Here is a 26,384-nt window from a genome sequence, read left to right as displayed (position 1 = left end):
ATTATGGCAAAACTCTATCGGTTGCTGACCGAGGAAGACACCTCGGCCTTTTGCCACAAGGTCTCGGACGCGTTGGCGAAAGGGTGGGACCTGTATGGCGATCCTTCTTACGCCTTTGACGCCGCAAACAATGTGATGCGCTGCGCGCAGGCGGTGATCAAAGAGGTTGCGGCTGATTATTCCTCCGACATGAAACTTGGACAGCAATGATGGCAAAGACCAATCCGGGCAATTTCTTCGAAGATTATTCAATAGGGCAAGTGCTGCATCACGCGGTTCCCCGCACGGTGACGGATGGCGAACGGGCGCTTTACCACGCGCTTTACCCGGCGCGGCACGCGCTCTACTCCTCGGATGAATTCGCCCGAAAAAGCGGCCTGCCACAAAGCCCGATTGATGACCTCGCCGCCTTCCATGTGGTTTTTGGCAAAACCGTTCCCGATATATCGCTGAACGCGGTGGCCAATCTGGGCTATGCCGAAGGACGCTGGTTAAAGCCGGTCTATCCCGGTGACACGCTGCGGTCAGAATCCGAAGTGATTGGACTCAAGCAGAACTCGAACGGCAAGACCGGGGTCGTTTATGTGCGCACACGTGGCCTCAACCAGCACGACGAGGCCGTCCTCGAATATGTTCGTTGGGTGATGGTGCGCAAATCGAATTTGGACGCGCCCGCGCCCGAGACGCTGATACCCGAGCTGAAAAAGGTGCTGAACCCGCAGGATTTGGTCGTGCCCGAAGGGCTGGATTTTTCGTCCTATGACGACGCGCAGGCGGGCGAGACCCATCGCTGGGGCGATTATGAGGTGGGTGAGACAATCGATCACGTCGATGGCGTCACCGTGGAGGAGGCCGAGCATATGCTGGCTACCCGCCTGTGGCAGAACACGGCCAAGGTGCATTTCGACCTGACTTTCCGCCCCGAAGGGCGGTTGATCTATGGCGGTCATGTAATCTCGATGGCACGGGCCTTGTCATTCAACGGTCTGGCCAACGCGCAGATGATTGTTGGCCTCAATGGTGGGGCCCATGCCAACCCCTGTTTTGCGGGCCAGACGATCAAGGCCTGGTCTGAAGTGTTGGACAAGGCGGACACGGATGCGCCCGGCGTGGGCGCCATCCGTCTGCGACTGGTGGCTACAAATGACGGTGAACCCTTTGCGTTGAAAGGTGATGACGGGCGGTATTTGTCCGACGTATTGCTGGATCTGGACGTCTGGGCGCTGATGCCCAAGTAGCCGCCGTGAAAGGGGTCGCGATGTTAAAGCAACTCGCAGCTTGCGCCTTTGCTGCGGCTTCCCCGGTCGCCGCAAGCACCGACGAGTTCGTCGAGGCAAACCTGCTGTCCATCTTCTATCACGAGCTTGGACACGCGATCATCGACATCCTACAGCTGCCCGTTTTTGGCCAGGAAGAGGACGCGGCCGATGTGGCCTCGGTACTTCTCATCGACGCGCTGTTCGACGAGACAACCGCGACCAGTATCGCTTATGACGCCGCTTTCGGCTTTCTGGGCGAGGCGAATGCTGCTGGTGATGACATCCTGTATTGGGGGGTGCACGGCCCCGATCTTCAGCGTTACTACAATCTTGTGTGCCTGTTCGCGGGGGCGGACATGGACAGCCGCGCAGCTATGGCCGATGACTTGGGCCTGCCCGAAAAACGTCAGGAAACCTGCGAAGACGAGTTCCAGCTTGCCAATGACAGTTGGGGGCCGGTCTTTGATGAAATCGCCGGCAGCGGACGTTCGATCCGATACCAGGGCGACGCGTCGACGTTTGCCGGGGTGATAATGGCTGACGAAGTCGCGGCCTTGAACGAGGTTTTCAACCTGCCGCTCCGCTTGGATGTTCGGGTCGAACAATGCGGTGAGGCAAACGCATTTTACAACCTCGAGGACAAAGACATCGTGATCTGTACGGAATTCGAGAACTGGCTGCGCGAGATTGCGCCCTGACGCGAAATTGAGAGTCAAACTGCGCATTTGTGTTAGGCTCGCCCTATGCAATTCCTGCGCGCAGCTCCTCTGGCTTGTTTGCTTGCGACACCTGCCGTCGCCTGTGATCTGGCATTGGCGCTGGCCGTCGATGTATCCGGGTCGGTCGATTCCAGCGAGTTCCGAATTCAGATGGATGGTCTGGCCGCAGGGCTGCGCGACCCCGTAGTGTCCGAAGCATTGGTTCAGGGGCAAGCCCGTCTGATGTTGGTCCAATGGACGGGTAGTTCACGCCAGCGCATCACCATTCCCTGGACACGCATCGACAGCTTTGCTGCGCTGGACGCCTTTGCAGATCAGGTCGCCGTTGATCCCCGTGTGTGGCGAAACTTCTCGACCGCGATAGGCGAAGCGCTTGAGATGACGGTGGCAAGCTTTGACGCTGTCGCCGATTGCGGGCGGCATTTGATTGACCTGTCCGGGGACGGGGTCTCGAACGAAGGCGTTGAGCCATCCGAAATGCGCGGTCTGCTGAACGCCCGGGGCATCACGGTTAACGCCATCGCCATCGAGGAAAGCGAGCCGGACCTGACCGCCTATTTTTTTGAAAATGTCATTGTTGGCGAGGGTGCCTTCGTAGTCTCGGCCGCCGGGTTTGCGGACTACCCCGAACGCATAAGAAAGAAGCTGCTGCGCGAAGTGACTCAACAAACGGCGGGTCTGGAATGACGCCGCAGCAGATTCGTGATCACAATAGCTTCCCCTTGAAAACGCTAACATTGCGCGAGGTGAATGCAATTTGTGATCACAAGATAATTTTGCGTGATCACATACCCGATTTATCTGGGATTTAATGCAAGATTCGATGTTTTTTGCACCCGCAGCACGTGACAGAGTCGCAAAAAACGGTAAAACCTTCGGTAGCCAACCGAAAAGGAGCCAACATGGCCGATGTAAATCGGGGCAATCGCCCTCTTTCACCACACCTCACCATTTATCGTCCGCAGATGACGTCGATATCCTCGATCATGGTGCGGATTACGGGTCTTGCCGCGTTGGCGGTTTCCTTTTTTGTTGTCTGGTGGCTTTTGGCGGCTGCAACCTCTGAGAGTGCGTTCAACGTCATCGATGGGCTGATGCGAAGCTGGTTGGGTGATCTGGTGATGTTCCTCGCGGCCTGGGCGATTTTCTATCACATGCTGGGCCGGTTGCGTCACGTGATCTGGGATCTTGGCTACTGCGTCGAGGTTGCCGTATCCGAGAAGATGGGCATCGGCATGTTCGTCCTCGCCACCATTCTGGCGTTCATCACGGCGATTGCGGTTTAAGGAGACGGACCATGCAGAACTATCTGACAGACCGTAAACGCGCACAGGGCATGGGTGCCGGTGGGCAGGGTACGCATCATCACTGGCAGATGATGGCAAGCTCGACCGCGCTGGTGTTTTTGGTGCCCCTGTTTGTCTTCACCTTCGCTGCCGGTCTGGGCGGAACCTACGAAGAGGTTCTGGCCTATTACAGCCGTCCATTCCCGGCGATCATCACGGCGCTGACGCTGGTTGTCGTCATTCTGCACCTAGTGCGCGAGGCACAGGCCGCCATCGAAGACTACGTTCACGGCGTCGCAGAAAAGCTGAGCCTGATGGCCGTTGCTGCTTTCGGATACACTCTGATCGCTGCCGGGCTGTTCGCCCTCGTCAAGCTCGCCCTGTGATTTGCGCGGTAAGGAATTCAAACGATGACTGCATATGAATATGAAACCCACGAATATGACGTGGTGGTTGTTGGGGCAGGCGGAGCTGGCCTTCGCGCAACGCTGGGTATGGCCGAGCAGGGGCTGCGCACGGCCTGTGTAACCAAGGTTTTCCCGACCCGTTCGCACACTGTTGCTGCCCAAGGCGGTATCGCTGCGTCACTATCGAACATGGGGCCGGACCACTGGCAGTGGCACATGTACGATACGGTCAAGGGCTCGGACTGGCTGGGCGATACCGACGCGATGGAATATCTGGCGCGTGAGGCGCCCAAGGCCGTCTATGAACTGGAACATTATGGCGTTCCGTTCAGCCGGACCGAAGAGGGCAAGATCTATCAGCGCCCGTTCGGCGGTCACACCACCGAGTTCGGCGAAGGCCCTGCGGTGCAGCGTACCTGTGCAGCCGCTGACCGGACCGGCCACGCGATCCTGCACACGCTTTATGGTCAGTCGCTGAAGAACAACGCCGAGTTCTATATCGAATATTTTGCCATCGACCTGATCATGTCCGATGACGGGCAATGTCAGGGCGTCGTCTGCTGGAAGCTGGACGACGGCACGATGCATGTCTTCAACGCCAAGATGGTGGTGCTGGCGACCGGCGGCTATGGCCGCGCCTATTTCAGCGCAACCTCGGCCCATACCTGTACCGGTGATGGTGGCGGCATGGTCGCCCGCGCGGGGCTCGCCCTGCAGGATATGGAGTTCGTGCAGTTCCACCCCACCGGCATCTACGGTTCAGGCTGTCTGATCACTGAAGGCGCACGGGGCGAGGGCGGATATCTGACCAACTCGGAAGGCGAGCGGTTCATGGAGCGCTACGCGCCCCAGTACAAGGACCTCGCGCCGCGCGACTACGTCTCACGTTCGATGACCATGGAAATCCGCGAAGGCCGCGGTCACGGTGATAATGGAGATCACATTCACCTGAACCTCAGCCACCTGCCCGCAGAAGCACTGGCTGAGCGTCTGCCGGGCATTTCGGAATCCGCGCGCGTGTTTGCCGGGGTGGATGTCACCAAGGAACCGATCCCGGTTCTGCCAACGGTTCACTACAACATGGGCGGTATCCCGACCAACTATTGGGGTGAGGTTCTGAACCCCACCGCCGACAATCCAACTGCCGTTGTGCCCGGCCTGATGGCTGTGGGTGAGGCCGGATGCGCCTCGGTCCATGGTGCGAACCGTTTGGGATCGAACTCGTTGATCGACCTTGTGGTCTTTGGCCGTGCGGCAGCGATCAAGGCGGGCAAGGTTGTGGATGCGGATGCACCGAACCCGGTGCTGAACCAGGCATCGGTCGATAAAGCGTTCGATCGCTTTGACGTGGTGCGCAATGCCAGCGGCGCGATTCCAACTGCCGATCTACGGCTTGAGATGCAGCGCACCATGCAGGAAGACGCAGCCGTGTTCCGGACCGCCAAGACTATGGCGGAAGGTGTCGAGAAAATGACTGCGATCGCCGCCAAGATGGACGATCTGAAAGTCTCGGACCGCAGCCTCGTCTGGAACAGCGACCTGATGGAGTCGCTGGAGCTGACCAACTTGATGCCAAGCGCGCTGGCTACCATCGTCGGGGCCGAGGCGCGCAAAGAATCGCGCGGCGCGCACGCGCATGAGGACTTCACCGAGCGTGACGATGAAAACTGGCGGGTCCACACTGTCAGCCGCGTCGAGGGCAACAAGGTAGACCTCAGCTATCGCCCTGTGATCGTTGATCCGCTGACCACCGAAGACGAAGGTGGCATCAGCCTCAAGAAGATCGCGCCCAAGGCGCGGACGTTCTAAGGAGAGGAACTTATGGTACAACTGACCCTCCCCAAAAATTCCCGGATCACAACGGGCAAGACATGGCCCAAGCCAGAAGGCGCGACCAACGTGCGCAAGTTCCAGATCTATCGCTGGAACCCGGATGACGGCCAGAACCCGCGCGTCGATACCTATTTCGTCGATATGGATAGCTGCGGCCCGATGGTTCTGGATGCGCTGATAAAGATCAAGAACGAGATCGACCCGACTCTGACCTTCCGCCGGTCCTGCCGCGAAGGCATCTGCGGCTCCTGCGCGATGAATATCGACGGGATCAACACGCTGGCCTGTATCTACGGCATGGATGAGATCAAGGGCGACGTGAAAATCTATCCGTTGCCGCATATGCCGGTGGTCAAGGACCTGATCCCGGACCTGACGCATTTCTATGCGCAGCACGCCTCGATCATGCCGTGGCTGGAAACCAAGACCAACCGCCCCGCAAAAGAGTGGAGACAGTCCATCGAAGACCGCAAAAAGCTGGATGGTCTGTATGAATGTGTGATGTGTGCCAGCTGCTCAACCTCGTGCCCCAGCTATTGGTGGAACGGCGACCGCTATCTCGGCCCCGCCGCGTTGTTGCATGCCTATCGCTGGATCATCGACAGCCGGGATGAAGCCACAGGCGAGCGTTTGGACGAGCTTGAGGACCCCTTTAAGCTGTATCGTTGCCACACCATCATGAACTGCGCCAAGACCTGTCCCAAAGGTCTGAACCCGGCCAAGGCGATCGCCGAAATCAAAAAGATGATGGTCGACCGCGCAGTTTGATCACAGTGCCAGAAAATTCTAAACCCGGGGTGGAAACGCCTCGGGTTTTTTCGTGTTCTGCGAGCATTGAATAATCGGAGACCTTCAATGACTCAAAAATCAATCTTCGTCCTTTGCGCCATCGCAATCACTTTTCTTGCGGCTTGTGGTGGAACGAGCAGCAATCGGGCAGATCTTGTATTCAAACAAGTGGACTGCGCCGCGCAGGCGGGGATCAACGGCTCATTTACCACGCAGTACGAATTGCGGGACGGCAAACAAACCGAAGTATTTGTGCCCGGTAATGGCGTAACCGAAGCACAAGCGGCCAAGGCAAACGCCTGCATGGCGGCATAAGCGCGGCAACAAACGGGGCTGGCACAAACAACTGCCAGCCTCTTGCGTTCTGATCATATCAAGACTGCAAAAAGATGCGGTGAACTCGGCGGATTTCCGGCTTACCATTCAAACAGGGAGGGGTGACTGGTTTAGAACAGGAACTCTTCGATGGAAAAGAAAGACAGCAAATCCGAGGCGCTTGAGGCGCTGGAACAGGCTTGGGCTTATTATATGCCAGAACCGGCGCCAGCAACAAACGAACGTACGCCCGACCTGTTCGAATACGCCAACGCAGCCTGACACTTGAACTTGGTCGACGAATGGGCAAAGCATAAGCATGCCCATTCTGCTGCTGATACTGGCCGCTGGTGTATTTGCCTATTTCGTCTGGCGATCCAGAACGACATCCCTGACCCGCGATTGCCGCTGGCGGCAACACCGACAGGAGGGTGTCTGGACCTGCGCCTATTGCGGGGCGCAGCAGGCCGGGTCGGATGCCCCAACTGCCTGTCTGCGCGGCGCGCCAAAGTGAAAGGGCGGCGTTTCGCCCTGTCCTTGGTCTAGGCGTTCGGAAAGGCCGCCTGTAGAGCAATCTCAACCATGTCGCCAAAGCTACGCTCACGCTCGGACGCGGGCAGGGCTTCGCCGGTAAGCAAATGATCCGATACGGTCAGAACCGCCAGTGCACGGCAGTTGTGGCGCGCGGCAAGGATGTAAAGCTCGGCGGCTTCCATTTCGACCCCAAGGATGCCGTGGCGCACCATCTGTTCGTTCAGGTCGGGCCGTTCATCGTAGAACACGTCCGACGAATAAATCCCGCCAACATGGGTCGGCGTACCTTTGGCACGTGCGGCGGCGACGGCCGCCTCAAGTAAATCGAAATCGGCACAGGGCGCGAAATTCAGCTCTTTCATGATCCCGCGCGACGGGGTGCTGAGCGTTGTCGAGGTCATCGCCACAATCACGTCCCGCACTTTGACGTTTTCCTGCATTCCACCGCAGGACCCGATACGGATCAGCGTTTTGGCGCCATAATCGCGAATCAATTCGTTGGCATAAATCGACAGCGAGGGCATTCCCATTCCGCTGCCCTGAATAGTGACAGGGTTTCCCTTCCAGCTACCGGTAAAGCCAAGCATGCCCCGCACGTCGTTAATTTGCCGAACATCGTCAAGAAATGTTTCTGCCGCCCATTTCGCGCGATATGGGTCGCCCGGCAGCAAAACTGTTTCTGCGATTTCGCCTTTTTCAGCGCCAATATGAATTGTCATTTCAAATCCGCCCGTCAGATTTCTAGATCAGAGATATCGGCGCCGGATTGCAAAGCGTCATGAATCCATTGCGGTTTCCGGCCACGGCCGGTCCAGGTTTGCACTGGATTTTCCGGATTGCGGTACTTCGCTTTCGCCTTGGTGCCTTTTGCAGAGAATTGCGAATCGGGCGAAAGCTCTGACAGGGAAAACCCAAATTCGGCGGCAGCCTTTTCAGCCGCTTTCAAGGCCGCTTTCCGTTCGCGGACTTCGGCGTTTTTTATTGCTTTTTCAACTTGCGCGCCTAATTCCAGCAGTTCTTTGCGCGACATGTTTTCCAGATTGATCCCCATCATTCCCTCCGTGTGTCAGGGTTGCCCAATGCAAAACCGCTTGGACAAAACCGCATTCGCCCAAGTTGTCTATCCCTTTCAAGGGGGAATTAGAATCGAAAAAGATCAGCGCGGATTTTCCGCCTATTCAGCGGCAAGAGTTTGCGGATCAACCAGTGTAACGATATCGCCCATAATTGCGTTCAATTCGAAATTCTTGGGCGTGTACACTTTTGCGACGCCCATGGATTTCAACTGCTCGGCATCCTCGTCCGGGATGATGCCGCCGACGACCACTGGGATATGGTCCAGCCCCTCTTGCGCCAGACGTGTCATGACATCCTTGACCAATGGCAGATGGCTGCCGGACAGGATCGACAGGCCGATTACATGTGCGTCGTCCGCTGCTGCTGCCGCGACGATTTCCTCGGGGGTAAGGCGGATGCCCTCATAGCTGACGTCCATGCCGCAGTCACGCGCGCGGAATGCGATCTGTTCGGCGCCATTGGAATGGCCGTCCAATCCGGGTTTGCCGACCAGGAACTTCAACCGGCGGCCCAGCTTGTCGCTGACTGCGTCGACCGAGGCGCGCAGGTCCTCCAGCCCTTCGGTCTTGTTCGATACCGACCCAGACACGCCGGTCGGGCCGCGATAGGTGCCGTAAGCCTTGCGCATTTCCTCGGCCCATTCCCCGGTTGTCACGCCAGCCTTTGCTGCCGCAATGGACGGCTCCATGACATTGGCACCGGTTTTCGCCGCATTGCGCAGGTCCGCCAGCGCCCGGTTCACAGCAGCTTCGTCCCGTTTGGCGCGCCAATCGCTCAGGCGCGAGATCTGTTCCTGTTCGACCGCCGGGTCGACTACCATGATGCCGCCATCTTCGGTTTGCAGGGGCGAGGGCTCGCCCTGTGTCCACTTGTTCACGCCGACAACAACCGTTTCATTGCGTTCGATCCGGTTGAGACGCTCGGCGTTGGAATCCACCAGCCGCGACTTCATGTATTCGATGGAGGCGACAGCGCCGCCCATCGAGTCCAGATTGGCCAGTACCGCGCGGGCCCCGGTCTTGAGCTCCTCGACCTTGGTATCCACCGTCGGGTTGCCGTCAAACAGGTCTCCGAATTCCAGCAGGTCGGTCTCATAGGCCAGGATCTGCTGCATCCGCATCGACCATTGCTGATCCCATGGGCGCGGCAGGCCAAGCGCTTCATTCCAGGCGGGCAATTGCACCGCACGGGCGCGGGCCTTTTTCGACAGAGTCACGGCCAGCATCTCGATCAGAATGCGATAGACGTTGTTTTCGGGCTGTTGTTCGGTCAGGCCCAGCGAGTTCACCTGAACGCCATAGCGGAAACGGCGGAACTTGGGGTCTTCGACACCATAACGATCTTGCAGAATTTCATCCCAAAGATCGACAAACGCCCGCATCTTGCACATTTCGGTGACAAAGCGGATGCCGGCATTCACAAAGAATGAAATCCGCCCGCAGAGTGCAGGGAAGTCTTCCGCCGGGACACGCGGGCGCAGTTCGTCCAACACCGCGATGGCAGTGGCCAACGCATAGGCCAACTCCTGCTCGGGTGTCGCGCCCGCCTCTTGCAAGTGATAGGAACACACATTCATCGGGTTCCATTTCGGCACGTTGGTATAGCAATACTCGGCCACATCCGCGATCATCTTCAGCGATGGTTTCGGCGGGCAGACATAGGTTCCACGGCTCAGATACTCTTTGATCAGATCGTTCTGAACGGTGCCTTGCAGTTTCGAGATATCCGCGCCCTGTTCCTCGGCCACGGCAATGTATAACGCCAGCAACCAAGGCGCTGTGGCGTTGATTGTCATCGAGGTGTTCATCTGTTCCAGCGGTATCTGATCGAACAGCACGCGCATGTCGCCCAGATGGCAGACCGGAACACCAACCTTGCCGACCTCGCCGCGCGCCAGGGTATGATCGCTGTCGTACCCGGTCTGGGTCGGCAGGTCGAACGCCACAGAAAGTCCGGTTTGACCCTTTGCCAGATTGTTCCGGTAGAGCGCGTTTGACGCCCGAGCGGTCGAGTGACCGGCATAGGTGCGGATAAGCCAGGGGCGATCTTTCTGCGTCTGCGTCATGGTGCAATCCTAGTGAGTCCAAGGGTAACAAAATTACGTACTCAGGTTCTAAAGCGCAATTTTTGGGATATGTCAATTCGCTGCATTGCGGCATTCTCCGGTTTCTTCAGATTGTGGGCGATGCAGATTAGTGGCACTGTGCGCCCATGACGCAGAGCGTGGAAATTCCGTTATGGCTGTTTGTGCTGATCGTGGTGTTTGCCACGGTCACCTTTGCCTCGCATTTCCTGTTCCCTTCGGTGCGCTGGTTCTTTCGTCGGCGACTGGAACGCGCAGTGGCGCGGCTGAACCAGCGCCTGCAACGTCCGATCCAGCCATTCAAGCTGGCCGGGCGTCACGACATGATCCAACGGCTGATCTATGACCCTCAGGTCAGCAAGGCGGCACAGGAATACGCGCGAGATACCGGCGTGCCCGAGGCCGTCGCCTCAGAGCAGGTGCGGCGCTATGCGCGCGAAATCGTGCCATCCTTTTCCGCATTCGCCTATTTCGGTTTGGCCATCCGTCTGGCCCGGTTGCTGAGCAATTCGCTCTATACGGTAAGGCTCGGCTATGAGGATGAGGCAGCGATCAACGAGATCGACCCCGATGCAACGGTGGTCTTTGTCATGAACCACCGCAGCAACATGGACTACGTTCTGGTGACCTACCTTGCGGCCAGCCGGTCGGCCTTGTCATACGCGGTTGGCGAATGGGCCCGGGTCTGGCCCCTCAGCCGTCTGATCCGTGCGATGGGCGCGTATTTTATCCGGCGCAGGTCGGGCAACGATCTGTACCGACAGGTTCTGGCCAGCTATGTGCGCCACGCGACCGAGGCCGGGGTAACGCAAGCGATGTTTCCCGAGGGCGGGTTGAGCGTGACCGGTCATCTGGGTCGCCCGAAGCTGGGTCTTCTGAAATACATTATCGATGGGGCAGGGGCGAGTGATCGGGATGTGGTGTTCGTCCCCGTGGCATTGAACTACGACCGTGTCCTCGAAGACACCATTCTGACCGCCGCTGCTCAGGACAGCGAAAGGCGTTTCAGGGCCCGGATTGGTGTGGTCACGCGATGGACGCTCAAACAGATCTGGCGGCGGTTGATTGGTCGGTACAAGCGTTTTGGTCTGGCTTCGGTCCGATATGCCAAGCCGATTTCGCTGAACGCGTTCCGACAGAAGCATGAGCGCGATCTGACAACCGATCTTGCGCGAGAGCTTATGCGGCGCATTGGCGGTGGGATTCCCTATGCTCCGTTGCCCGAAGCGTGTCGCATCCTGTTACAGGATGGTCCGCTTTCGGAAGGGGAATTGAAAGCCCGGCTGTTAGAGCGCGCCAGGCCCGAAATGGCGGACGACGCCGAGCAGGCCATTTCGGATGCCATTGATCAACTTGTTGATCGCCGCTTGCTGGCCCGCAAAGACGGACTGCTGATGCCGACCGGGGATAGATCCGACTTGTTGACATACTACGCTGCCTCGTCGTCGCAGGGATCTGTGGTGGATGCTGCGAGTGCGAAAGGCATTTCTGCACCTGCTGGGTCATAAAATTACAAAAACGACACCAAAAACGGTTGCATTATTTCTCAGCCGTCAATATTCCATCTTTCAGAAACCGCGATTCTGCATCGCGGCAAGACAGTCAGCATAAGGAGGCCAGCATGGCTTTGGACACCGACAGCGGTATCGCGTCATACGAGGCGCCGGAAAAGGACCTCTACGAGATGGGCGAGATCCCTCCGATGGGATATGTGCCGAAACAGATGTACGCCTGGGCGATCCGCAAGGAGCGTCATGGCGAACCGAACACCGCAATGCAGCTGGAAGTCGTCGATGTTCCGAAGCTGGACAGCCACGAAGTGCTGGTTCTGGTGATGGCTGCAGGCGTCAACTATAACGGTGTCTGGGCCTCGCTGGGCAAACCGATCAGCCCGTTTGACGGTCACGGTCAGCCTTTCCACATCGCTGGTTCGGATGCCTCGGGCATCGTCTGGGCCGTTGGCGACAAGGTCAAGCGTTGGAAAGTGGGCGACGAGGTCGTGATCCACTGCAACCAGGATGATGGCGACGACGAAGCGTGTAACGGTGGTGACCCGATGTATTCGGACAGCCAGCGCATCTGGGGTTACGAGACGCCGGACGGTTCGTTTGCACAGTTCACCAACGTGCAGGCTCAGCAGTTGATGCCGCGCCCCAAGCACCTGACCTGGGAAGAAAGCGCCTGCTATACGCTGACGCTGGCCACCGCATATCGCATGCTGTTCGGCCATGAACCGCATGACCTGAAACCGGGTCAGAACGTTCTGGTTTGGGGCGCTTCGGGTGGTCTGGGGTCTTATGCGATCCAGCTGATCAACACTGCTGGTGCCAATGCGATTGGTGTGATCTCGGACGAAAGCAAACGTGATTTCGTCATGGGCCTTGGCGCGAAAGGCGTGATCAATCGCAAAGACTTCAACTGCTGGGGGCAACTGCCTACCGTCAACACGCCGGAATATGCCGATTGGTTCAAAGAAGCCCGCAAGTTCGGCAAAGCCATCTGGGACATCACCGGCAAGGGTGTGAACGTCGACATGGTGTTCGAACACCCCGGCGAAAGCACGTTCCCGGTTTCGACCTTCGTGGTGAAGAAGGGTGGCATGGTCGTGATCTGCGCCGGAACCACCGGTTATAACCTGACCTTCGACGTGCGTTACATGTGGATGCACCAGAAGCGTCTGCAGGGCTCGCACTTTGCGCATCTGAAACAGGCGTCCGCCGCGAACCAGTTGATGGTCGAACGCCGCCTGGACCCTTGCATGTCCGAAGTGTTCTCGTGGGATGATCTGCCCGAGGCGCATATGAAGATGATGCGTAACGAGCACAAGCCCGGCAACATGTCGGTTCTCGTTCAGGCACCCCGTACGGGTATGCGAACGCTGGAAGAAGTTCTGGCTGCGCGCGACTGATACCGTTCAAATTGAACCGAAGCATCCGCAAGGCGTTACAGCGCTTTGCGGGTGCTTTTGCGTACAAAATACCGAAGTGCGCAAATTCAAAGACTTGTGCGTTCGCCCTCCGCTATTTCTGGGGAGTAGAAAGCGGTGAATAGGCCACACTGGCGCATACATGTTATGGTTGTGTTAACCCTTCGTTAACTATTTCGGGGACACCTTTGATGGCGAAAAATGAGTGGATATTGGACGTTTTGTCGGATCTCAACGCCTTTGCGGTGGCGAACGGGATGAGCGCGCTGGCCGAGCAGCTGGATGACACCCGGCTGATCGCAGCGGCCGAGATTGCGTCCAAGCAGGATGAGGCACGGTCGCCAGCGAATGGGAACAAAATTCGATTTGAGCCAGGTCCCGGAGGATTTGGAAAACACCAGCACGCTTGACGAGCTGACAGATGTCGCGGTCCGGATGCGCGACAATCTGGAACTGGACCACATCACATATCATTGGGTCGATGGGGCAGGTGATCAGTACGGCTTTACGACCTATTCTGACGCCTGGAACGATCAGTACCGAGACAGAAACTATCACCGGATCGACCCGGTTATCCTAGGCTGCTTCCAGCGGTTTCACCCGGTGGATTGGAAACAGCTTGACTGGTCCTCGAAATCCGTTCGCGCCTTTTTGCAAGATGCCCGCGACCATGGTGTCGGAAATCAGGGCTATTCGATCCCGCTGCGCGGTCCTGGTGGTCAGTTCGCCCTGCTAACCGTCAACCACACCTGTGACGACGACCAATGGCAATTTTTCATTTCGACCTATGGCCGCGATCTGATCCTGATCGCACATTACCTGAATCGTAAGGCTCTGGAATTTGCACGTGACCGCCAGCCTGAACATCAACGTGCCCTGTCGCCGCGTGAAATTGACGCCATGACCCTGCTGGCGCTGGGATACAGCCGGGCGCAGGTGGCGCATTCCCTGTCGATCTCGGAACATACGTTACGCGCCTATATCGAAAGCGCCCGGGCCAAGCTGGGCGCGCAGAACACAACTCATGCCATCGCAACCGCACTCAGCAGAGGTTTAATAGTCGTTTAACGACCGCGCGTTGCTCATACGCATAATTAACCACGTGTCCGTACTCCCTTTGTTCCAAGCATGGACGACAAGGGGAACAAGTCATGTTGCGTTATCTGTATGCCGACGAGTTGCATAAATTCCCGGCTCTGGCCGAAGGCATGTTTCGGGACCGCGCCGATCAGTTCAAAATCCGGCTGGGTTGGGACGTGACAGTGGATGAAAACGGTGAGGAGCGGGATCAGTATGACGCCATGAACCCGCTCTATGTCATCTGGGAAGAGGAAGACGGCAGCCACGGTGGATCCATGCGGGTCATGCCAACAACCGGGCCGGTGATGGTAAACGAGGTTTTCGGGCACTTGAACGGTGGCGCGCCGATCCACAGCCCGCTGATCTGGGAGGTGACGCGCTTTTGCCTGTCACGCACAGCCAGTCCGCACACGGCCGGAGCGATCATGCTGAGCGGTGGCGAGATGATGGAGGGGTTTGGCCTGACCCATATCGCCGGTGTGTTCGATGCGCGGATGATCCGGATCTATCGTCTGATTGGATCCTCGCCAATTGTGCTGGGATCACAAGGCAAGGGACGCGATCAAATCTCGGTGGGTTTGTGGCCTTATTCTGCCGATGACTGCAACCGTGTCGCCGAGCGGGCCGGTATCCCGCGCGAGCTGTCGCGCCTGTGGTTCAAGACCGCGTTTGGCCATGTTGCACGACACCGGTTTGCGTTGTCGGCCTAGCATATCGAAAAACGAATTCCGCATCTGGCCGAGGGTGGCGCGGCCCTGTAGGGTCGCGCCATGTCCTTGCCCCAAGTCACCTTTTCCGAAGATCAGGCCGCCGCATTCGACAGCATTGCCGAAATGCTGCGCACGGCTGGCGTAGACCTTGAAGACGACGCTTTGTTGAAGCTTCCGGGAAACGGAAAATCGGGTGTCATGGCCGTTATCGGCAAAGCGGGCTCGGGGAAAACCCTTTTACTGGCAGAGCTTTACAAGGCTTTGGCGGAAACAGGCGTCAATCTTGTGTCCGGCGACTTTGAAAGCCGCAAGTCGCGTGATAAGCGCAGCCTCGCGATACTGGCCCCGACCAACAAGGCCGCCAGCGTTTTGCGTCTGCGCGGCGTACCCGCAACCACAATTCACCGCATTCTCTATACCCCGGTCTACGACCCGGAATATGAACGCATCGCCGAATGGCTGGCCGGAAATGACGAACGCCCCGAGATCGAAGGCCTCACGGATGAAGCGCTGGACCGCGCTGCGGCGTTTTATGCCAACAACAAGTCTATTCCTGGGGCTTTGGCGGCGGCGGGGCTTCGGGGATCGGACTTTATCACTGGCTGGAAACGACGGGATGAGCCGCTGGATATCGGCTTTGTCGATGAGTCGTCGATGCTGGACGACCGGCAGTTCGAAGATTTGCAAGAGATCTTTCCGACCCTGCTGTTGTTTGGCGACCCCGCGCAGTTGGCACCGGTGAACCAGTCCGGCTCGATGGTGTTTGACGGTCTGCCCGAGCCACGCAAGCTGGAATTGCACAGGGTACACCGGCAAACGGCAGACAATCCGATCCTCGACCTCGCACATGCGCTGGCTGATCCGGCCTTGGGGTTCGAGGATTTCGAACGTTTGGTCGAAGACACCGCCCGGCGGGATGATCGAGTGGTCTGGGGGCAGCGGGTCGAGGTCGATCTGATGGCACGCAGTCCCGTGCTGGTCTGGCGCAACGCAACACGTATTCGCCTGATTCAGGCGTTTCGGAATGTGCATGGCGCGCCCGAAACCGAATTGCTGGAAGGCGAACCGCTGATCTGCGACGGCATCGAATTGCCACTTAAGCACCGCAAGAAACGACTGGATCTTGAGGCGCGCGGCCTGATCAAGGGGGCTCAGGTGATCTATCTCGGCCCTGGCCGCAAGCCCGGGTTTTCGCGTCTTCATGTGATGGGGGCAGAGGACCCGCAAGTCAGCGCCGCCTCGATCGTGCAGATCGAAAAGCCTGACGAAGAAGAGCCTTTCATCCCCTACGCCGCCCGGATGGGGGCAACGTTTCTGCACGGTGCGGCGGTGACCATTCACAAGGCACAGGGCTCGCAATGGGATACGGTGCAGGTGTTTGCACCGGATATCTATGCCGCAGCCCGCATGGGCCGAACCGAGGCCGGGCAACCGTTATGGAAACGGCTGGCCTATGTGGCCATCACGCGCGCACAAGAGCGGTTGATCTGGGTGGTTCGGAACCGCCTGTCCAAGCCGACCCACCCGTTGCGTGTGGATGACCTGCGGGCGGTTCCGGCCGCATCCCTGACATTGGAGGCAGAAGAGCCATGAAAACAATCATCGTAACCGGCGCAAGCTCGGGCATTGGCCGCGCAACGGCCGAATTGTTTCTGGACGAAGGGTGGACTGTCGGCATTCTGGCCCGCAGCGCCGATACGCTCAAGGACATGGCAGCGCAGAACGGGAACGCAATCCCCTTGGTTGCGGACGTCACCGATCCAATCGCGGTTGCGCGGGCCTTTCGGTCGTTTCTGAACGAGGTCGACCGGCTGGACGTTCTGTTCAACAACGCGGGCATTTTCGCACCGGGTGGCACGATTGATGAGATCGCGCTGGAGTCCTGGTTTCAGACGGTAAATGTCAATCTCAACGGCATGTTCCTGTGTGCACGCGAGGCGTTCCGGATCATGCGAAACCAATCTCCACAAGGTGGGCGCATTATCAACAATGGCTCGATCGCGGCCTATGTGCCGCGCCCGAAATCGGTGCACTATACGGCAACGAAACACGCCATCACCGGGCTGACGCGCAGCCTGTCGCTGGATGGGCGCGATCTTGGGATCGCTTGTGGCCAGATTGATATCGGCAACGCCAATACGCCAATGGTTCAGGAGCTTGTGAATAACGCCAAAGCCGAGGGGCGCACACCCGATCCGACGATGCCAGTCGAAGACGCTGCCCGGTCGGTGCTGCATATGGCAAATCTTCCGCCCGAGGCGAATGTTCAGTTCATGACCGTGATGGCCACCACGATGCAGTATATCGGCAGGGGTTAGGTCTACTTCTCGCGCAGCAGGCGGAAGGCTGTCGAGGCACCCCAACCGGCGGCAATCGCGATGACCAGCGACATCAGCCCGTACCAGATCGGTTGCTGGCGCGACATGTTGTACAGGAACCGCTCCAACCCGACCTTGCGGACGTCAATTGCCGTCTCGAACTGAGAAACAACGCGCCCGCCCCGTGTCAGGAAGATGCGCGCCTGATAGTCGCCTTCGGTCAGATCGGCGGGCATGTCGATCGAGGTACGGAATAGGGTCTGTTCATCGACAGCAACGGTGTTCTCGCGTACGGAATACAGGCCCTCGTGCTCGCGAATGCGGATGACTGCGGCGGCGAACTCCTGTGCGCCTTCGACGTCCATATCTGCACCAACGGACCGAATGGCGCGTTCGATCGAGACGCGGTGTCGCAGGTCTTCGGTGCTCGACAGAACTTCGCGAAACGGCGCACTTGTGGCCACTGCATAAAAGCTGGGGGCCAGATCGACCTCGATACTGTCGGTGTTCACCCAGATGCCGAACTTTCGTTCCTTGCGCCGCACGGTGACGGGCTCGGACGGGCCGACGACCGAAACGATCACCTCAAGCGGCGGGCCATCGGGAATGGGGGCTTCGCGTTTCACCGCGCCGAAGATCAGGATCTCGGATCCGTCGAAATTGGCGGTGATCGAAACCCGGTCCTGGCTGAGACCAAGCACGACCTGTTCCTGCGCCGCATGCGCTGGCAGGCACAACAGGAAGAGTGCGAAGATCATGCGGATCATGATCAGTGCCCTCCTGCAGCGCCAAGCGAATACAGCTCGGTCGGTTGTAGCAGAAGATCCAGTGCAAGCTTGCCGCAGACCACCAAGACAAGCGCTGCCAGAAGGACGCGCAATTGTTCGGCAGGCATACGTGCACCGATCACGGTGCCGATCTGGGCGCCAACCACACCGCCGACAAGCAGCAGAACCGCCAGAACAACATCTACCGTATAGTTCGTGGTGGCGTGCAGCATGGTGGTAAAGGCGGTCACGAAGATGATTTGGAACAGCGAAGTTCCAACCACGACCTTGGTCGGCATACCTAGCAGATAGATCATTGCGGGCACCATGATGAACCCGCCTCCCACACCCATGATGGCGGACAGGATGCCGACGAATACGCCCACGATCAGCGGTGGAATGACCGAGATGTAAAGGCCCGAGGTGCGAAACCGCATCTTGAACGGCATCGCATGCACCCAGCCGCGCTGGCGTCGTTTAGCCGTCGCCGTGCCTTTGCGGGACTTACGTATGGCGTTAAGGCTTTCAACAAACATCAGGCTGCCGATGATGCCCAGAAACACGACATAGCAGAGCTTGACCAGCAGATCGACCTGCCCAAGACTTTTCAGGTAGTTGAAGACAACAACACCCAGCGCCGCACCGGTCAGACCCCCGATCAGCAAAACTGTCCCCATCTTCAGATCGACTGTTCGCCGCCTGAAATGCGCCAACACGCCTGAGAAAGACGAGGCCACGATCTGATTAGCCTCGGTCGCAACGGCAACTGCGGGCGGGATGCCGATGAAGAACAGCAAAGGTGTCATCAGGAACCCGCCACCGACGCCAAACATGCCGGACAGGATGCCGACCATCCCCCCGAGGCCGAACAGCAAAAATGCATTCACAGAAACTTCGGCGATCGGTAGGTAAATCTGCATGGCTTCTTCTGAACGGGGTTTGCCGCGCCGGACGGCGCAGCATGACTGGATGGGTTTGCGCTTTGACTGACAGAACGTGGGGCGCCGCTGGTACGAACCTGCTCGCCCCGATCTGGGTCCTATCCCTTAGAAGAACCCGTTCATATCAGAACTAAGTCGGACGATTCCCTCTTCCTTTAGAACGGTTGCGATCCGAAAATCAACCGTTCATGCCGCTTTGCAGCAATCAGGACTGAGATGCCGTTGCAATCTGGACTTATCAACGCTCTTTCACATAGGGTTCGCCACCTGCGCGGGGCGGTACAGCCTTGCCAACAAACCCGGCCAGAATGACCACAGTCAGGATATAGGGCAGGGCGTCCATCATCTGTACCGGGATCACGATCCCGCCCAGATCGATATTCTGGAACCGCAGCGCGATGGCTTGCAGCAATCCGAACAGCAAACAGGCCCACATCGCATGCCAGGGTCTCCATTTGGCGAAGATCAGCGCCGCCAACGCGATGAATCCCCGTCCCGCGGTCATCTCTTTGACGAAGCCCGCTTGCAGCGCCGTGGCCAGATACGCACCAGCGACCCCGCACAAGATGCCGCAGATTGCGACTGCAGCGAACCGCAGACCAACGACGGACACCCCGGCCGTGTCAACGGCAGCAGGGTTTTCGCCAACCGCCCGCAAGCGGAGGCCAAATCGGGTGCGATACAAGATCCACCACGTCGCCGGAACCATCAAGAAAGCGACATAGACCAGAATGGAATGGCCCGAGAGCAGCTCGGAATAGATCAGATGAACGATGTTTGCCTCGGACATGAGCTCAGATACCGAGCGCCCGGTTTCTTCGGCATCCTGCGGGCCGATGGCCAGCGGGAACTCGGCGGATTCAAAGCGCCCGCCGCCGAACAATGACGGTGTTCGCCCACCCTGCTGAAACCAGCTTTGCGCCACCAGAACTGTCATCCCTGACGCCAGGAAGTTGATAGCGACGCCCGAAATCAGCTGATTGCCGCGGAAGGTGATCGACGCGACCCCGTGCAGACCCGACAGGATCAGCGACGCGGTAACCCCGGCCAGCAGACCCAGCCAGACCGATCCGGTCACAGCTGCCACCGCCGCCGAGAAGAATGCCGACATCAGCATCTTGCCCTCGAGACCGATGTCGAAAATACCGGCGCGTTCCGAATATAGCCCGGCCAGACAAGCCAGCAGCAGAGGTGTGGCCAGACGAATGGTCGAGTCAAGGACCTGAATGAGTGTGACAAATACCTCCATCAGTCCGCCCTCGCCCGGAAGGTCAGGAACAGCTTTTCAAGCGGTATGCGCACCATGTTGTCCAATGCTCCGGTAAACAGAATGACCAATGCCTGAATGACGACGATCAGCTCGCGCGGGATCTGGGTCCACAACGCCAGTTCCGCGCCGCCTTGATAGAGGAACCCGAACAGCAGCGCTGCAAGAAACACCCCGAACGGGTGCGACCGGCCCATCAGCGCAACGGCGATACCGATAAAGCCAGCACCTTCGGTCGGGTTCAGCACCAGACGCTCGGCTTCGCCCATGACGTTGTTGATGGCCATCATCCCGGCCAGCCCGCCGGATATCAGCATCGCGATGATCGTGATCCGTACCGGCGAGATACCGGCATAGACCGCGCCGGTTTCGGAAAAACCATAGGCCCGGATTTCATATCCCAGCCGGGTCCTCCAGATCAGAGCCCAGACCAAAACGCAGGCCAGAATTGCGACGAAGAATGAGATGTTTGCGGGTGCGCCCCGGAATACGACATTTTCCGCAGTCGAGAACATCGACTGGAAACTCGGCAGGTGCGTCGCTTCGGGGAAGCGCGCGGTTGCAGGGTCCTGCGAACCGGCCGGTTTCATCACATTGACCAGCATGTAGTTCAGGAAGGCCGCAGCGATGAAGTTGAACATGATCGTGGTGATCACGATATGACTGCCGCGCTTGGCTTGCAGATAAGCCGGAATTGCGGCCCAGGCCGCGCCGAACAAGGCCGAAGCGGCGCAGGCGGCAAGCAGAGCGATGCTCCAGTGTGGCCACGGCACTGAAAGGCAGATGATGGCAACACCCAGCCCGCCCAGCATGGCCTGACCCTCACCGCCGATATTGAACAGCCGTGCGTGAAAGGCAACGGCGACCGCAAGACCGGTGAACATGAAATTGGTCGCATAGTAGAGCGTGTAGCCCCAGCCATAGGTCGACCCCAGCGCGCCGGTGACCATCAGGTTTACCGCTTCAATCGGGTTTTCGCCGATGGCAAGGATCACGATCGCCGATAGGATTGCGGCCAACAGAAGGCTGATCAAAGGGATCAGAACCACGTCGGCCCATTTGGGCATCTTTTCCATGTTACGCGGCCTCCCCGGCAACACCGGCCATCAACAGGCCCAGTTCTTTTTCATCTGTTTCGTGGGGCAGGCGTTCGCCCATGATATGTCCGTCAAACATCACTGCGATCCGATCGGATAGCGAGAATATTTCTTCCAGCTCGACCGAGACCAGCAGGATTGCCTTGCCCTGGTCACGCAGGGCAACGATCTGCTTGTGAATGAACTCAATCGCACCAATATCCACGCCGCGTGTGGGCTGGCCCACCAGCAGCAGATCCGGATTTCGCTCAATCTCGCGCGCGACGACAATCTTTTGCTGGTTGCCGCCCGAAAAACTTTTGGCCGTCAGCCATGCGTTGGGCGGGCGGACATCGAATTTCTCGATCTTGGCTTCGGTATCGGCGCGCAGCGCCGCGTTGTCCATGAATAGCCCACGTTTGTAGGCTGGATCGCGGTGATAGCCGAAGGCCACGTTTTCCCAAGCATGAAAGTCCATGATTAGACCTTCGCGCTGCCGATCTTCGGGCACGTGCGCGATATGCTGCGCCCGCCGGGCCTGACCGTCAGAGCCATGACCGCTGAGCGGCAGCGACTCTCCATTCAGTTTGATCGAACCCTGTCCGGGACGCATCCCGCCCAGAACCTCAAGCAGTTCGGATTGGCCGTTTCCGGCGACACCAGCGATGCCGACAATTTCGCCCGCACGAACGGTCAGGTCGATACCTTTGACCCGCTCGACGCCCGACGAGTCAAAGACCTGCAGGTTTTCGATTTCCAGAATCGGTTTGCCGGGTTGGGCCGGAACCTTGTCGACCTGCAACAGCACTTTGCGGCCAACCATCAGTTCGGCCAGCTCTTCCGGGTTCGTCTCGGCTGTTTTGACGGTGGCGGTCATCTGCCCACGACGCATCACCGACACCGTGTCGGTATTCTCCATGATCTCTCGCAGCTTATGCGTGATCACGATGATCGTTTTGCCCTCGGCCCGCAGCCGGTCAAGGATGCGGAACAGCTGATCGGCCTCGGCCGGGGTCAGCACGCCGGTAGGTTCGTCCAGAATCAGAATCTCGGCCTTGCGGTACAGAGCTTTGAGGATCTCGACCCGCTGTTGCATGCCGACGCCAATCTCGTCGATGCGTTTGTCGGGGTCGACGAACAGCTCGTATTCTTCTTCAAGCTCTTTCAGTTCTTTGCGGGCTTTGGCCAATGAAGGGGCAAGCAGCCCGCCATCCTCGGCGCCCAGAACGATGTTTTCCAGAACGGTGAAATTCTCGACCAGTTTGAAATGCTGGAATACCATCCCGATGCCCGAGGCGATGGCCGCCTGGCTGTCAGGGATGTCGGTCTTGGTGCCGTTGATCCAGATCTCACCTTTGTCGGCCTTGTAGAATCCGTAGAGAATGCTCATCAGCGTGGACTTGCCCGCGCCGTTTTCACCGATGATCCCGTGGATCGTACCGGGGGCGACGCTGATCGAGATGTCCTTGTTGGCCTGAACCGGCCCAAAGGCTTTGGAAATCCCTTTGAGCTCAATGGCGGGGACGGTCATGTCTTGTCCTCAATTGCCGAAAAGGGCCGCGCAAATGCAGGGCGGCAGAGTGGAAGCAGGGCGGGGGAGCCCCCCGCCCCACGCGATATCAGAACTGAAGTGCAGGGCAGCTGTCGTTCTCGTAGTAGCTGACGACCGTGATATCACCATCGATGATGTCGCTGCGTGCGTCGCTTACCGCGTCGCTCATCTGGGGCGAAACAAGTGCTTCGTTGTTTTCGTCCATTGCGACGCCAACACCATCTTCGGCCAGGCCCATGGTGAATACACCGGTTTCTACGTCTTCACCGGCCTTCATGGCTTCGTAAACAGCAACGTCGACGCGCTTGAGCATCGAGGTCAATACCTTGCCCGGATGCAGATGGTTCTGGTTGCTGTCCACGCCGATCGACAGGATGCCTTCGTCTGCAGCAGTTTGCAGAACGCCTACGCCGGTACCGCCGGCGGCGGCATAGATCACGTCAGCACCCTGACTGATCTGGGCTTTGGTCAGCTCCGAGCCTTTGACCGGGTCGTTCCACGCCGCAGGGGTGGTGCCGGTCATGTTGGCGATCACGTTGACGTCCGGGTTCACCGCCTTGGCACCCTGAGCGTAGCCGCATCCAAAGTGGCGGATCAGGGGCACGTCCATGCCACCGATAAAGCCAACGGTGCCTGACTTCGATGCCATCGCCGCCATCATGCCAACAAGGTACGATCCTTCATGCTCGGCAAAGCCAACCTGACGCAGGTTGGGTACGTCCAGCCAGGTCACGTCGACAACGACAAATTTCGTGTCAGGGTAATCCGGTGCAACCGTGCTGAGCGGATCTGCCATGGCAAAGCCCATGGTGATGATCGGGTTTGCTCCTGCTTCGGCAAAGCGGCGCAGCGCCTGTTCGCGCTGGGCTTCCGATTGCAGTTCGATCTCGCGGTATTTGCCACCGGTCTCGTTGGCCCAACGCTGCGCGCCGTTATGCGCTGCTTCGTTGAAGGATTTGTCGAACTTGCCACCCAGGTCAAAGATCAGGGCCGGTTCTGCCAAGGCGGCGCCGGCTGTCAGTGCAACCGCGGTGGCCGCGCCCATCAAGGATTTCATCAGGGTCATTTGTTACTCCCGTTGGTTTTTTGTCGGTCCAAGGCCAAGATAGCCCCGTTTACCCACTCAGAGCGAGCATAACCGTTGTGATGGCGGGAATTAAGAGCGTTTGCAACACCGGGGGTCAACTGAAATTTGACCATATGGTCCAAAAATTACGTTTGACCCGTGGATAACAGGCATTCCATCACGATCGCGTCCATGTTCGGAGCGTTCTCGCGCAGATAATACGCATGTCTGGACCCGCACTGCACATAGCCGCAGCTTCGATACAGCGCGAGGGCCGGGATATTGTCTGCGGCGACGTCCAAGACCGCGCGCGTCGCCCCCAGCCGGAGCGCCTCGTTGTGCCAGGTTTGCATGATCTTGCGGGCCAGGCCTTGATTCTGGTGATCCGGGTGCGTGGCGATTGTCAGCAACTCACCCGCGTCTGCAATCACCTGGTAAACGGCGAAAGAGGCTTTGTTCCCAACAACATGGGTGAACCGATTTGACAAAAGGTCGATAAATTCATCCGCCGTCCACGGACGGGACTGGGTGAAGGCCGCAGCGTGGGTCGATGCCATCTCCTGCGGTGTCATCCGTCCAAAAGTACCGGCGGTACGTCGCTGGAAGGCGCGGCGTCAGCAGGGCGAACGTAGCAGGGGGCAGGTGCGGGCAGGACCTCGGACCGGCGATTCGCGGCGACGTGGGCAATGGCCTGCACTTGCAACGCCGGGTCGTCGCACAGGTACAAAGGCCCAAGCGCGTCGGCTTCGTTGCGACTGATCAGGCGCGGCTCGTCACCCGCTGCTTGAACATAGACCTGATCGCGGGGGGCCGGTATGGCCGGGATGCGCGCGGGCTCTAGGAACGCAAGGGCCTCAAATCCGGTTACCCCGACGGCAGGGACCGACAGCCCAAGTGCAAGGCCACGCGCTGCCGAGACAGAGATTCGGATGCCCGTGAAATTACCTGGCCCGACGCCAACGCCAATGGCATCCAGATCCTGCCACGTGCATTGCGCTTCGGCCAGAACCTCTTCCAGCAACGGCATCAACCGTTCCGCCTGCCCGCGTCGCATCGTTTCTACGCGCGTGGTCACGATTTCAGTGCCGCGCAACAAAGCGGCCGCGCAATGCGCGGCCGATGTATCAAACGCCAGTATGGTCGGGTCAGGCGACAACCGGGCGCACCTCGACCACTTCGGGGATATAGTGGCGCAGCAGGTTTTCGATCCCCATTTTCAGCGTTATCGTTGACGAGGGGCAACCCGCGCAGGCGCCCTGCATATGCAGATAGACAATACCGCGGTCAAAGCCATGGAACGTGATGTCGCCACCATCTTGCGCCACAGCAGGACGGACGCGGCTATCCAACAAGTCTTTGATTTGGTGAACGATTTCAGCGTCCTCTCCGGTGTGCTCGGCATGGCCGGCAGCCGCGGCCACGTCGGCGCCCATCACCGGTTGGCCGGATTGGAAATGCTCCATCACCGCGCCCAGAATAGCGGGTTTGATGTGGTCCCATTCGACATCGTCGGACTTGGTCACGGTGACGAAATCGTTCCCGAAGAACACGCCGGTGACGCCATTGACTGCAAAAATGCGGCTTGCCAGCGGTGATTTCTCGGCCGCATCGGCGGACGGAAAATCTGCGGTACCTGCATCCAACACGGTCTGGCCGGGCAGGAATTTCAATGTGGCCGGATTCGGTGTGGATTCGGTCTGGATGAACATGGCGCGTCTCCGATTTGGGTGCCACAGATATGCGCCCGGACACGGCGGAAGTCAAGAATTGGAACGATTCTAAATTGTCGCCGCGTGAGATATCGCGGCATCCAAACGATCATCTCCCCAAAACAGCTCGTCACCCACGACAAAACTGGGCGCGCCGAAAATGTCCAGAGATTTGGCGCGCGCCACCTGCGCGAACAGTGCCTGTTTGATGTCCGAATCGCCCGCACGGGCCAGCATGTCCAAAGACACATCGGACGCAGTCAGGCATTCGGTCAGAACCGAAGTGTCGGATATGTCTCGCCCAGCCCCGAATTGCGACGAAAACACCGCGCGCGCAAATCTTGCGCGCTCGCCATCATCGGACAGGGCCAAGGCCAACCGCGCGGCCGTCAGGCTGTTGGCCGGAAAGACGTCCGGACAATGCAAGGGAAGATCACGCGCTGCACAGAGCCGTTCCATATCGCGCCACATGTAACGGCCTTTGGCGGGGTAGATATTGAACGGCGAGTTGTTCCAGCCCTGTTCCGCGAAAATCGGTCCCAGCAAGAAGGGTTCCCACAGCACGGAAACCCCTTGCTCTTGGGCCGCTTGTTCAATGCGCATCGCGCTGAGATACGAGTAGGTCGATGCAAAATCGAACCAGAACTGGATTTGCGCGCCCATGTGAATA

The 26,384-nt window shown here is 58.5% G+C and carries 31 protein-coding genes; 18 read left to right on the top strand and 13 right to left on the bottom strand.

Annotation, left to right across the window (positions count from 1 at the left end):
• Positions 1-3: 3 nt before the first annotated feature.
• The 11 genes from ACR0LX_RS06390 (at position 4) to ACR0LX_RS06340 (ending at position 7,122) form a co-directional block, all read left to right on the top strand.
• Positions 4-210, top strand: a complete 207-nt coding sequence (locus ACR0LX_RS06390; RefSeq protein WP_480783006.1) for a DUF1737 domain-containing protein — start codon at positions 4-6, stop codon at positions 208-210.
• Complete coding sequence (locus tag ACR0LX_RS06385) at positions 210-1,238, top strand: MaoC family dehydratase (protein ID WP_480783005.1); 1,029 nt, start codon at positions 210-212, stop codon at positions 1,236-1,238. Before ACR0LX_RS06390 ends, ACR0LX_RS06385 begins: the two co-directional genes overlap by 1 nt.
• A 20-nt stretch (positions 1,239-1,258) precedes the next feature.
• Positions 1,259-1,957: a DUF4344 domain-containing metallopeptidase gene (locus ACR0LX_RS06380; RefSeq protein WP_480783004.1), complete on the top strand. Its 699-nt coding sequence runs from the start codon at positions 1,259-1,261 to the stop codon at positions 1,955-1,957.
• A 45-nt stretch (positions 1,958-2,002) separates the two neighbouring features.
• Positions 2,003-2,665, top strand: coding sequence for a DUF1194 domain-containing protein (locus ACR0LX_RS06375; protein ID WP_480783003.1), 663 nt, complete (start codon positions 2,003-2,005; stop codon positions 2,663-2,665).
• 215 nt (positions 2,666-2,880) lie between these two features.
• Positions 2,881-3,264 (top strand): succinate dehydrogenase, cytochrome b556 subunit, encoded by a 384-nt coding sequence (sdhC, locus tag ACR0LX_RS06370; protein ID WP_480574802.1) that lies wholly within the window; start codon positions 2,881-2,883, stop codon positions 3,262-3,264.
• 11 nt (positions 3,265-3,275) lie between these two features.
• Positions 3,276-3,650: a succinate dehydrogenase, hydrophobic membrane anchor protein gene (sdhD, locus tag ACR0LX_RS06365; RefSeq protein ID WP_480574805.1), complete on the top strand. Its 375-nt coding sequence runs from the start codon at positions 3,276-3,278 to the stop codon at positions 3,648-3,650.
• A 24-nt stretch (positions 3,651-3,674) separates the two neighbouring features.
• The gene (gene sdhA, locus ACR0LX_RS06360; RefSeq protein ID WP_480783002.1) at positions 3,675-5,480 is read left to right on the top strand and encodes a succinate dehydrogenase flavoprotein subunit; all 1,806 of its coding nucleotides are present in this window, start codon (positions 3,675-3,677) and stop codon (positions 5,478-5,480) included.
• 12 nt (positions 5,481-5,492) lie between these two features.
• A complete protein-coding gene (locus ACR0LX_RS06355; protein ID WP_480783001.1) occupies positions 5,493-6,272 on the top strand; it encodes a succinate dehydrogenase iron-sulfur subunit in 780 nt (259 codons plus the stop codon).
• An 87-nt stretch (positions 6,273-6,359) separates the two neighbouring features.
• Positions 6,360-6,608, top strand: coding sequence for a hypothetical protein (locus ACR0LX_RS06350; RefSeq protein ID WP_480783000.1), 249 nt, complete (start codon positions 6,360-6,362; stop codon positions 6,606-6,608).
• 150 nt (positions 6,609-6,758) lie between these two features.
• Entirely contained in the window at positions 6,759-6,890 is a 132-nt protein-coding gene (locus ACR0LX_RS06345; RefSeq protein WP_480782999.1) for a hypothetical protein, read from the top strand.
• Between the two features lie 37 nt (positions 6,891-6,927).
• Complete coding sequence (locus ACR0LX_RS06340; protein WP_480782998.1) at positions 6,928-7,122, top strand: hypothetical protein; 195 nt, start codon at positions 6,928-6,930, stop codon at positions 7,120-7,122.
• A 28-nt stretch (positions 7,123-7,150) separates the two neighbouring features.
• Here the strand turns inward: ACR0LX_RS06340 and deoD are convergent, their stop codons facing one another.
• The 3 genes from deoD to ACR0LX_RS06325 all read right to left on the bottom strand — a co-directional run bounded on the left by deoD (position 7,151) and on the right by ACR0LX_RS06325 (position 10,284).
• Complete coding sequence (gene deoD, locus ACR0LX_RS06335; RefSeq protein ID WP_480782997.1) at positions 7,151-7,861, bottom strand: purine-nucleoside phosphorylase; 711 nt, start codon at positions 7,859-7,861, stop codon at positions 7,151-7,153.
• 14 nt (positions 7,862-7,875) lie between these two features.
• On the bottom strand, positions 7,876-8,193 hold the full coding sequence (locus tag ACR0LX_RS06330; protein WP_480574825.1) for an H-NS histone family protein: 318 nt from the start codon (positions 8,191-8,193) through the stop codon (positions 7,876-7,878).
• A gap of 123 nt (positions 8,194-8,316) precedes the next feature.
• Positions 8,317-10,284 carry a protein meaA gene (locus ACR0LX_RS06325; RefSeq protein ID WP_480782996.1) on the bottom strand — a complete coding sequence of 656 codons (1,968 nt, stop codon included), beginning with the start codon at positions 10,282-10,284 and terminating at the stop codon, positions 8,317-8,319.
• Between the two features lie 146 nt (positions 10,285-10,430).
• Here ACR0LX_RS06325 and ACR0LX_RS06320 point away from each other — a divergent pair, with 146 nt between their 5' ends.
• From ACR0LX_RS06320 to ACR0LX_RS06290, 7 genes are all read left to right on the top strand, one after another.
• On the top strand, positions 10,431-11,810 hold the full coding sequence (locus ACR0LX_RS06320; RefSeq protein ID WP_480782995.1) for a 1-acyl-sn-glycerol-3-phosphate acyltransferase: 1,380 nt from the start codon (positions 10,431-10,433) through the stop codon (positions 11,808-11,810).
• A 113-nt stretch (positions 11,811-11,923) separates the two neighbouring features.
• Positions 11,924-13,210: a crotonyl-CoA carboxylase/reductase gene (ccrA, locus tag ACR0LX_RS06315; protein WP_480574834.1), complete on the top strand. Its 1,287-nt coding sequence runs from the start codon at positions 11,924-11,926 to the stop codon at positions 13,208-13,210.
• 209 nt (positions 13,211-13,419) lie between these two features.
• The gene (locus tag ACR0LX_RS06310; RefSeq protein WP_480574836.1) at positions 13,420-13,638 is read left to right on the top strand and encodes a hypothetical protein; all 219 of its coding nucleotides are present in this window, start codon (positions 13,420-13,422) and stop codon (positions 13,636-13,638) included.
• Positions 13,577-14,296, top strand: a complete 720-nt coding sequence (locus tag ACR0LX_RS06305) for a helix-turn-helix transcriptional regulator (RefSeq protein WP_480782994.1) — start codon at positions 13,577-13,579, stop codon at positions 14,294-14,296. Before ACR0LX_RS06310 ends, ACR0LX_RS06305 begins: the two co-directional genes overlap by 62 nt.
• Before the next feature lie 83 nt (positions 14,297-14,379).
• Complete coding sequence (locus tag ACR0LX_RS06300) at positions 14,380-15,018, top strand: acyl-homoserine-lactone synthase (protein ID WP_480782993.1); 639 nt, start codon at positions 14,380-14,382, stop codon at positions 15,016-15,018.
• A 60-nt stretch (positions 15,019-15,078) separates the two neighbouring features.
• Positions 15,079-16,611 carry an ATP-dependent DNA helicase gene (locus ACR0LX_RS06295; protein WP_480782992.1) on the top strand — a complete coding sequence of 511 codons (1,533 nt, stop codon included), beginning with the start codon at positions 15,079-15,081 and terminating at the stop codon, positions 16,609-16,611.
• Positions 16,608-17,336 carry an SDR family oxidoreductase gene (locus tag ACR0LX_RS06290; protein ID WP_480782991.1) on the top strand — a complete coding sequence of 243 codons (729 nt, stop codon included), beginning with the start codon at positions 16,608-16,610 and terminating at the stop codon, positions 17,334-17,336. The genes ACR0LX_RS06295 and ACR0LX_RS06290 overlap by 4 nt, the downstream gene beginning before the upstream one ends.
• Before the next feature lie 2 nt (positions 17,337-17,338).
• Here ACR0LX_RS06290 and ACR0LX_RS06285 read toward each other — a convergent pair whose 3' ends face one another.
• The 10 genes from ACR0LX_RS06285 to ACR0LX_RS06240 form a co-directional block, all read right to left on the bottom strand.
• A complete protein-coding gene (locus ACR0LX_RS06285) occupies positions 17,339-18,103 on the bottom strand; it encodes a TIGR02186 family protein (protein WP_480782990.1) in 765 nt (254 codons plus the stop codon).
• A gap of 2 nt (positions 18,104-18,105) precedes the next feature.
• A complete protein-coding gene (locus ACR0LX_RS06280) occupies positions 18,106-19,023 on the bottom strand; it encodes a sulfite exporter TauE/SafE family protein (protein WP_480574854.1) in 918 nt (305 codons plus the stop codon).
• Between the two features lie 259 nt (positions 19,024-19,282).
• Positions 19,283-20,293, bottom strand: a complete 1,011-nt coding sequence (locus ACR0LX_RS06275) for an ABC transporter permease (protein WP_480782989.1) — start codon at positions 20,291-20,293, stop codon at positions 19,283-19,285.
• Entirely contained in the window at positions 20,293-21,387 is a 1,095-nt protein-coding gene (locus ACR0LX_RS06270; protein WP_480574860.1) for an ABC transporter permease, read from the bottom strand. Before ACR0LX_RS06270 ends, ACR0LX_RS06275 begins: the two co-directional genes overlap by 1 nt.
• Before the next feature lies 1 nt (position 21,388).
• Positions 21,389-22,918: an ABC transporter ATP-binding protein gene (locus ACR0LX_RS06265; RefSeq protein WP_480782988.1), complete on the bottom strand. Its 1,530-nt coding sequence runs from the start codon at positions 22,916-22,918 to the stop codon at positions 21,389-21,391.
• A gap of 88 nt (positions 22,919-23,006) precedes the next feature.
• Positions 23,007-24,005, bottom strand: coding sequence for a BMP family lipoprotein (locus ACR0LX_RS06260; protein WP_480574865.1), 999 nt, complete (start codon positions 24,003-24,005; stop codon positions 23,007-23,009).
• 146 nt (positions 24,006-24,151) lie between these two features.
• Complete coding sequence (locus ACR0LX_RS06255; RefSeq protein WP_480782987.1) at positions 24,152-24,577, bottom strand: GNAT family N-acetyltransferase; 426 nt, start codon at positions 24,575-24,577, stop codon at positions 24,152-24,154.
• Positions 24,574-25,161: a tRNA (adenosine(37)-N6)-threonylcarbamoyltransferase complex dimerization subunit type 1 TsaB gene (gene tsaB, locus ACR0LX_RS06250; RefSeq protein WP_480782986.1), complete on the bottom strand. Its 588-nt coding sequence runs from the start codon at positions 25,159-25,161 to the stop codon at positions 24,574-24,576. The genes ACR0LX_RS06255 and tsaB overlap by 4 nt, the downstream gene beginning before the upstream one ends.
• The gene (locus ACR0LX_RS06245; protein ID WP_480782985.1) at positions 25,151-25,714 is read right to left on the bottom strand and encodes a NifU family protein; all 564 of its coding nucleotides are present in this window, start codon (positions 25,712-25,714) and stop codon (positions 25,151-25,153) included. The genes tsaB and ACR0LX_RS06245 overlap by 11 nt, the downstream gene beginning before the upstream one ends.
• A 69-nt stretch (positions 25,715-25,783) precedes the next feature.
• Positions 25,784-26,377: a DsbA family protein gene (locus ACR0LX_RS06240; RefSeq protein ID WP_480782984.1), complete on the bottom strand. Its 594-nt coding sequence runs from the start codon at positions 26,375-26,377 to the stop codon at positions 25,784-25,786.
• Between the last annotated feature and the right edge of the window lie 7 nt (positions 26,378-26,384).

It is taken from the genome of Ruegeria sp. CH11, assembly GCF_056537105.1.
This window is presented reverse-complemented; position numbering and strand designations above follow the sequence as displayed.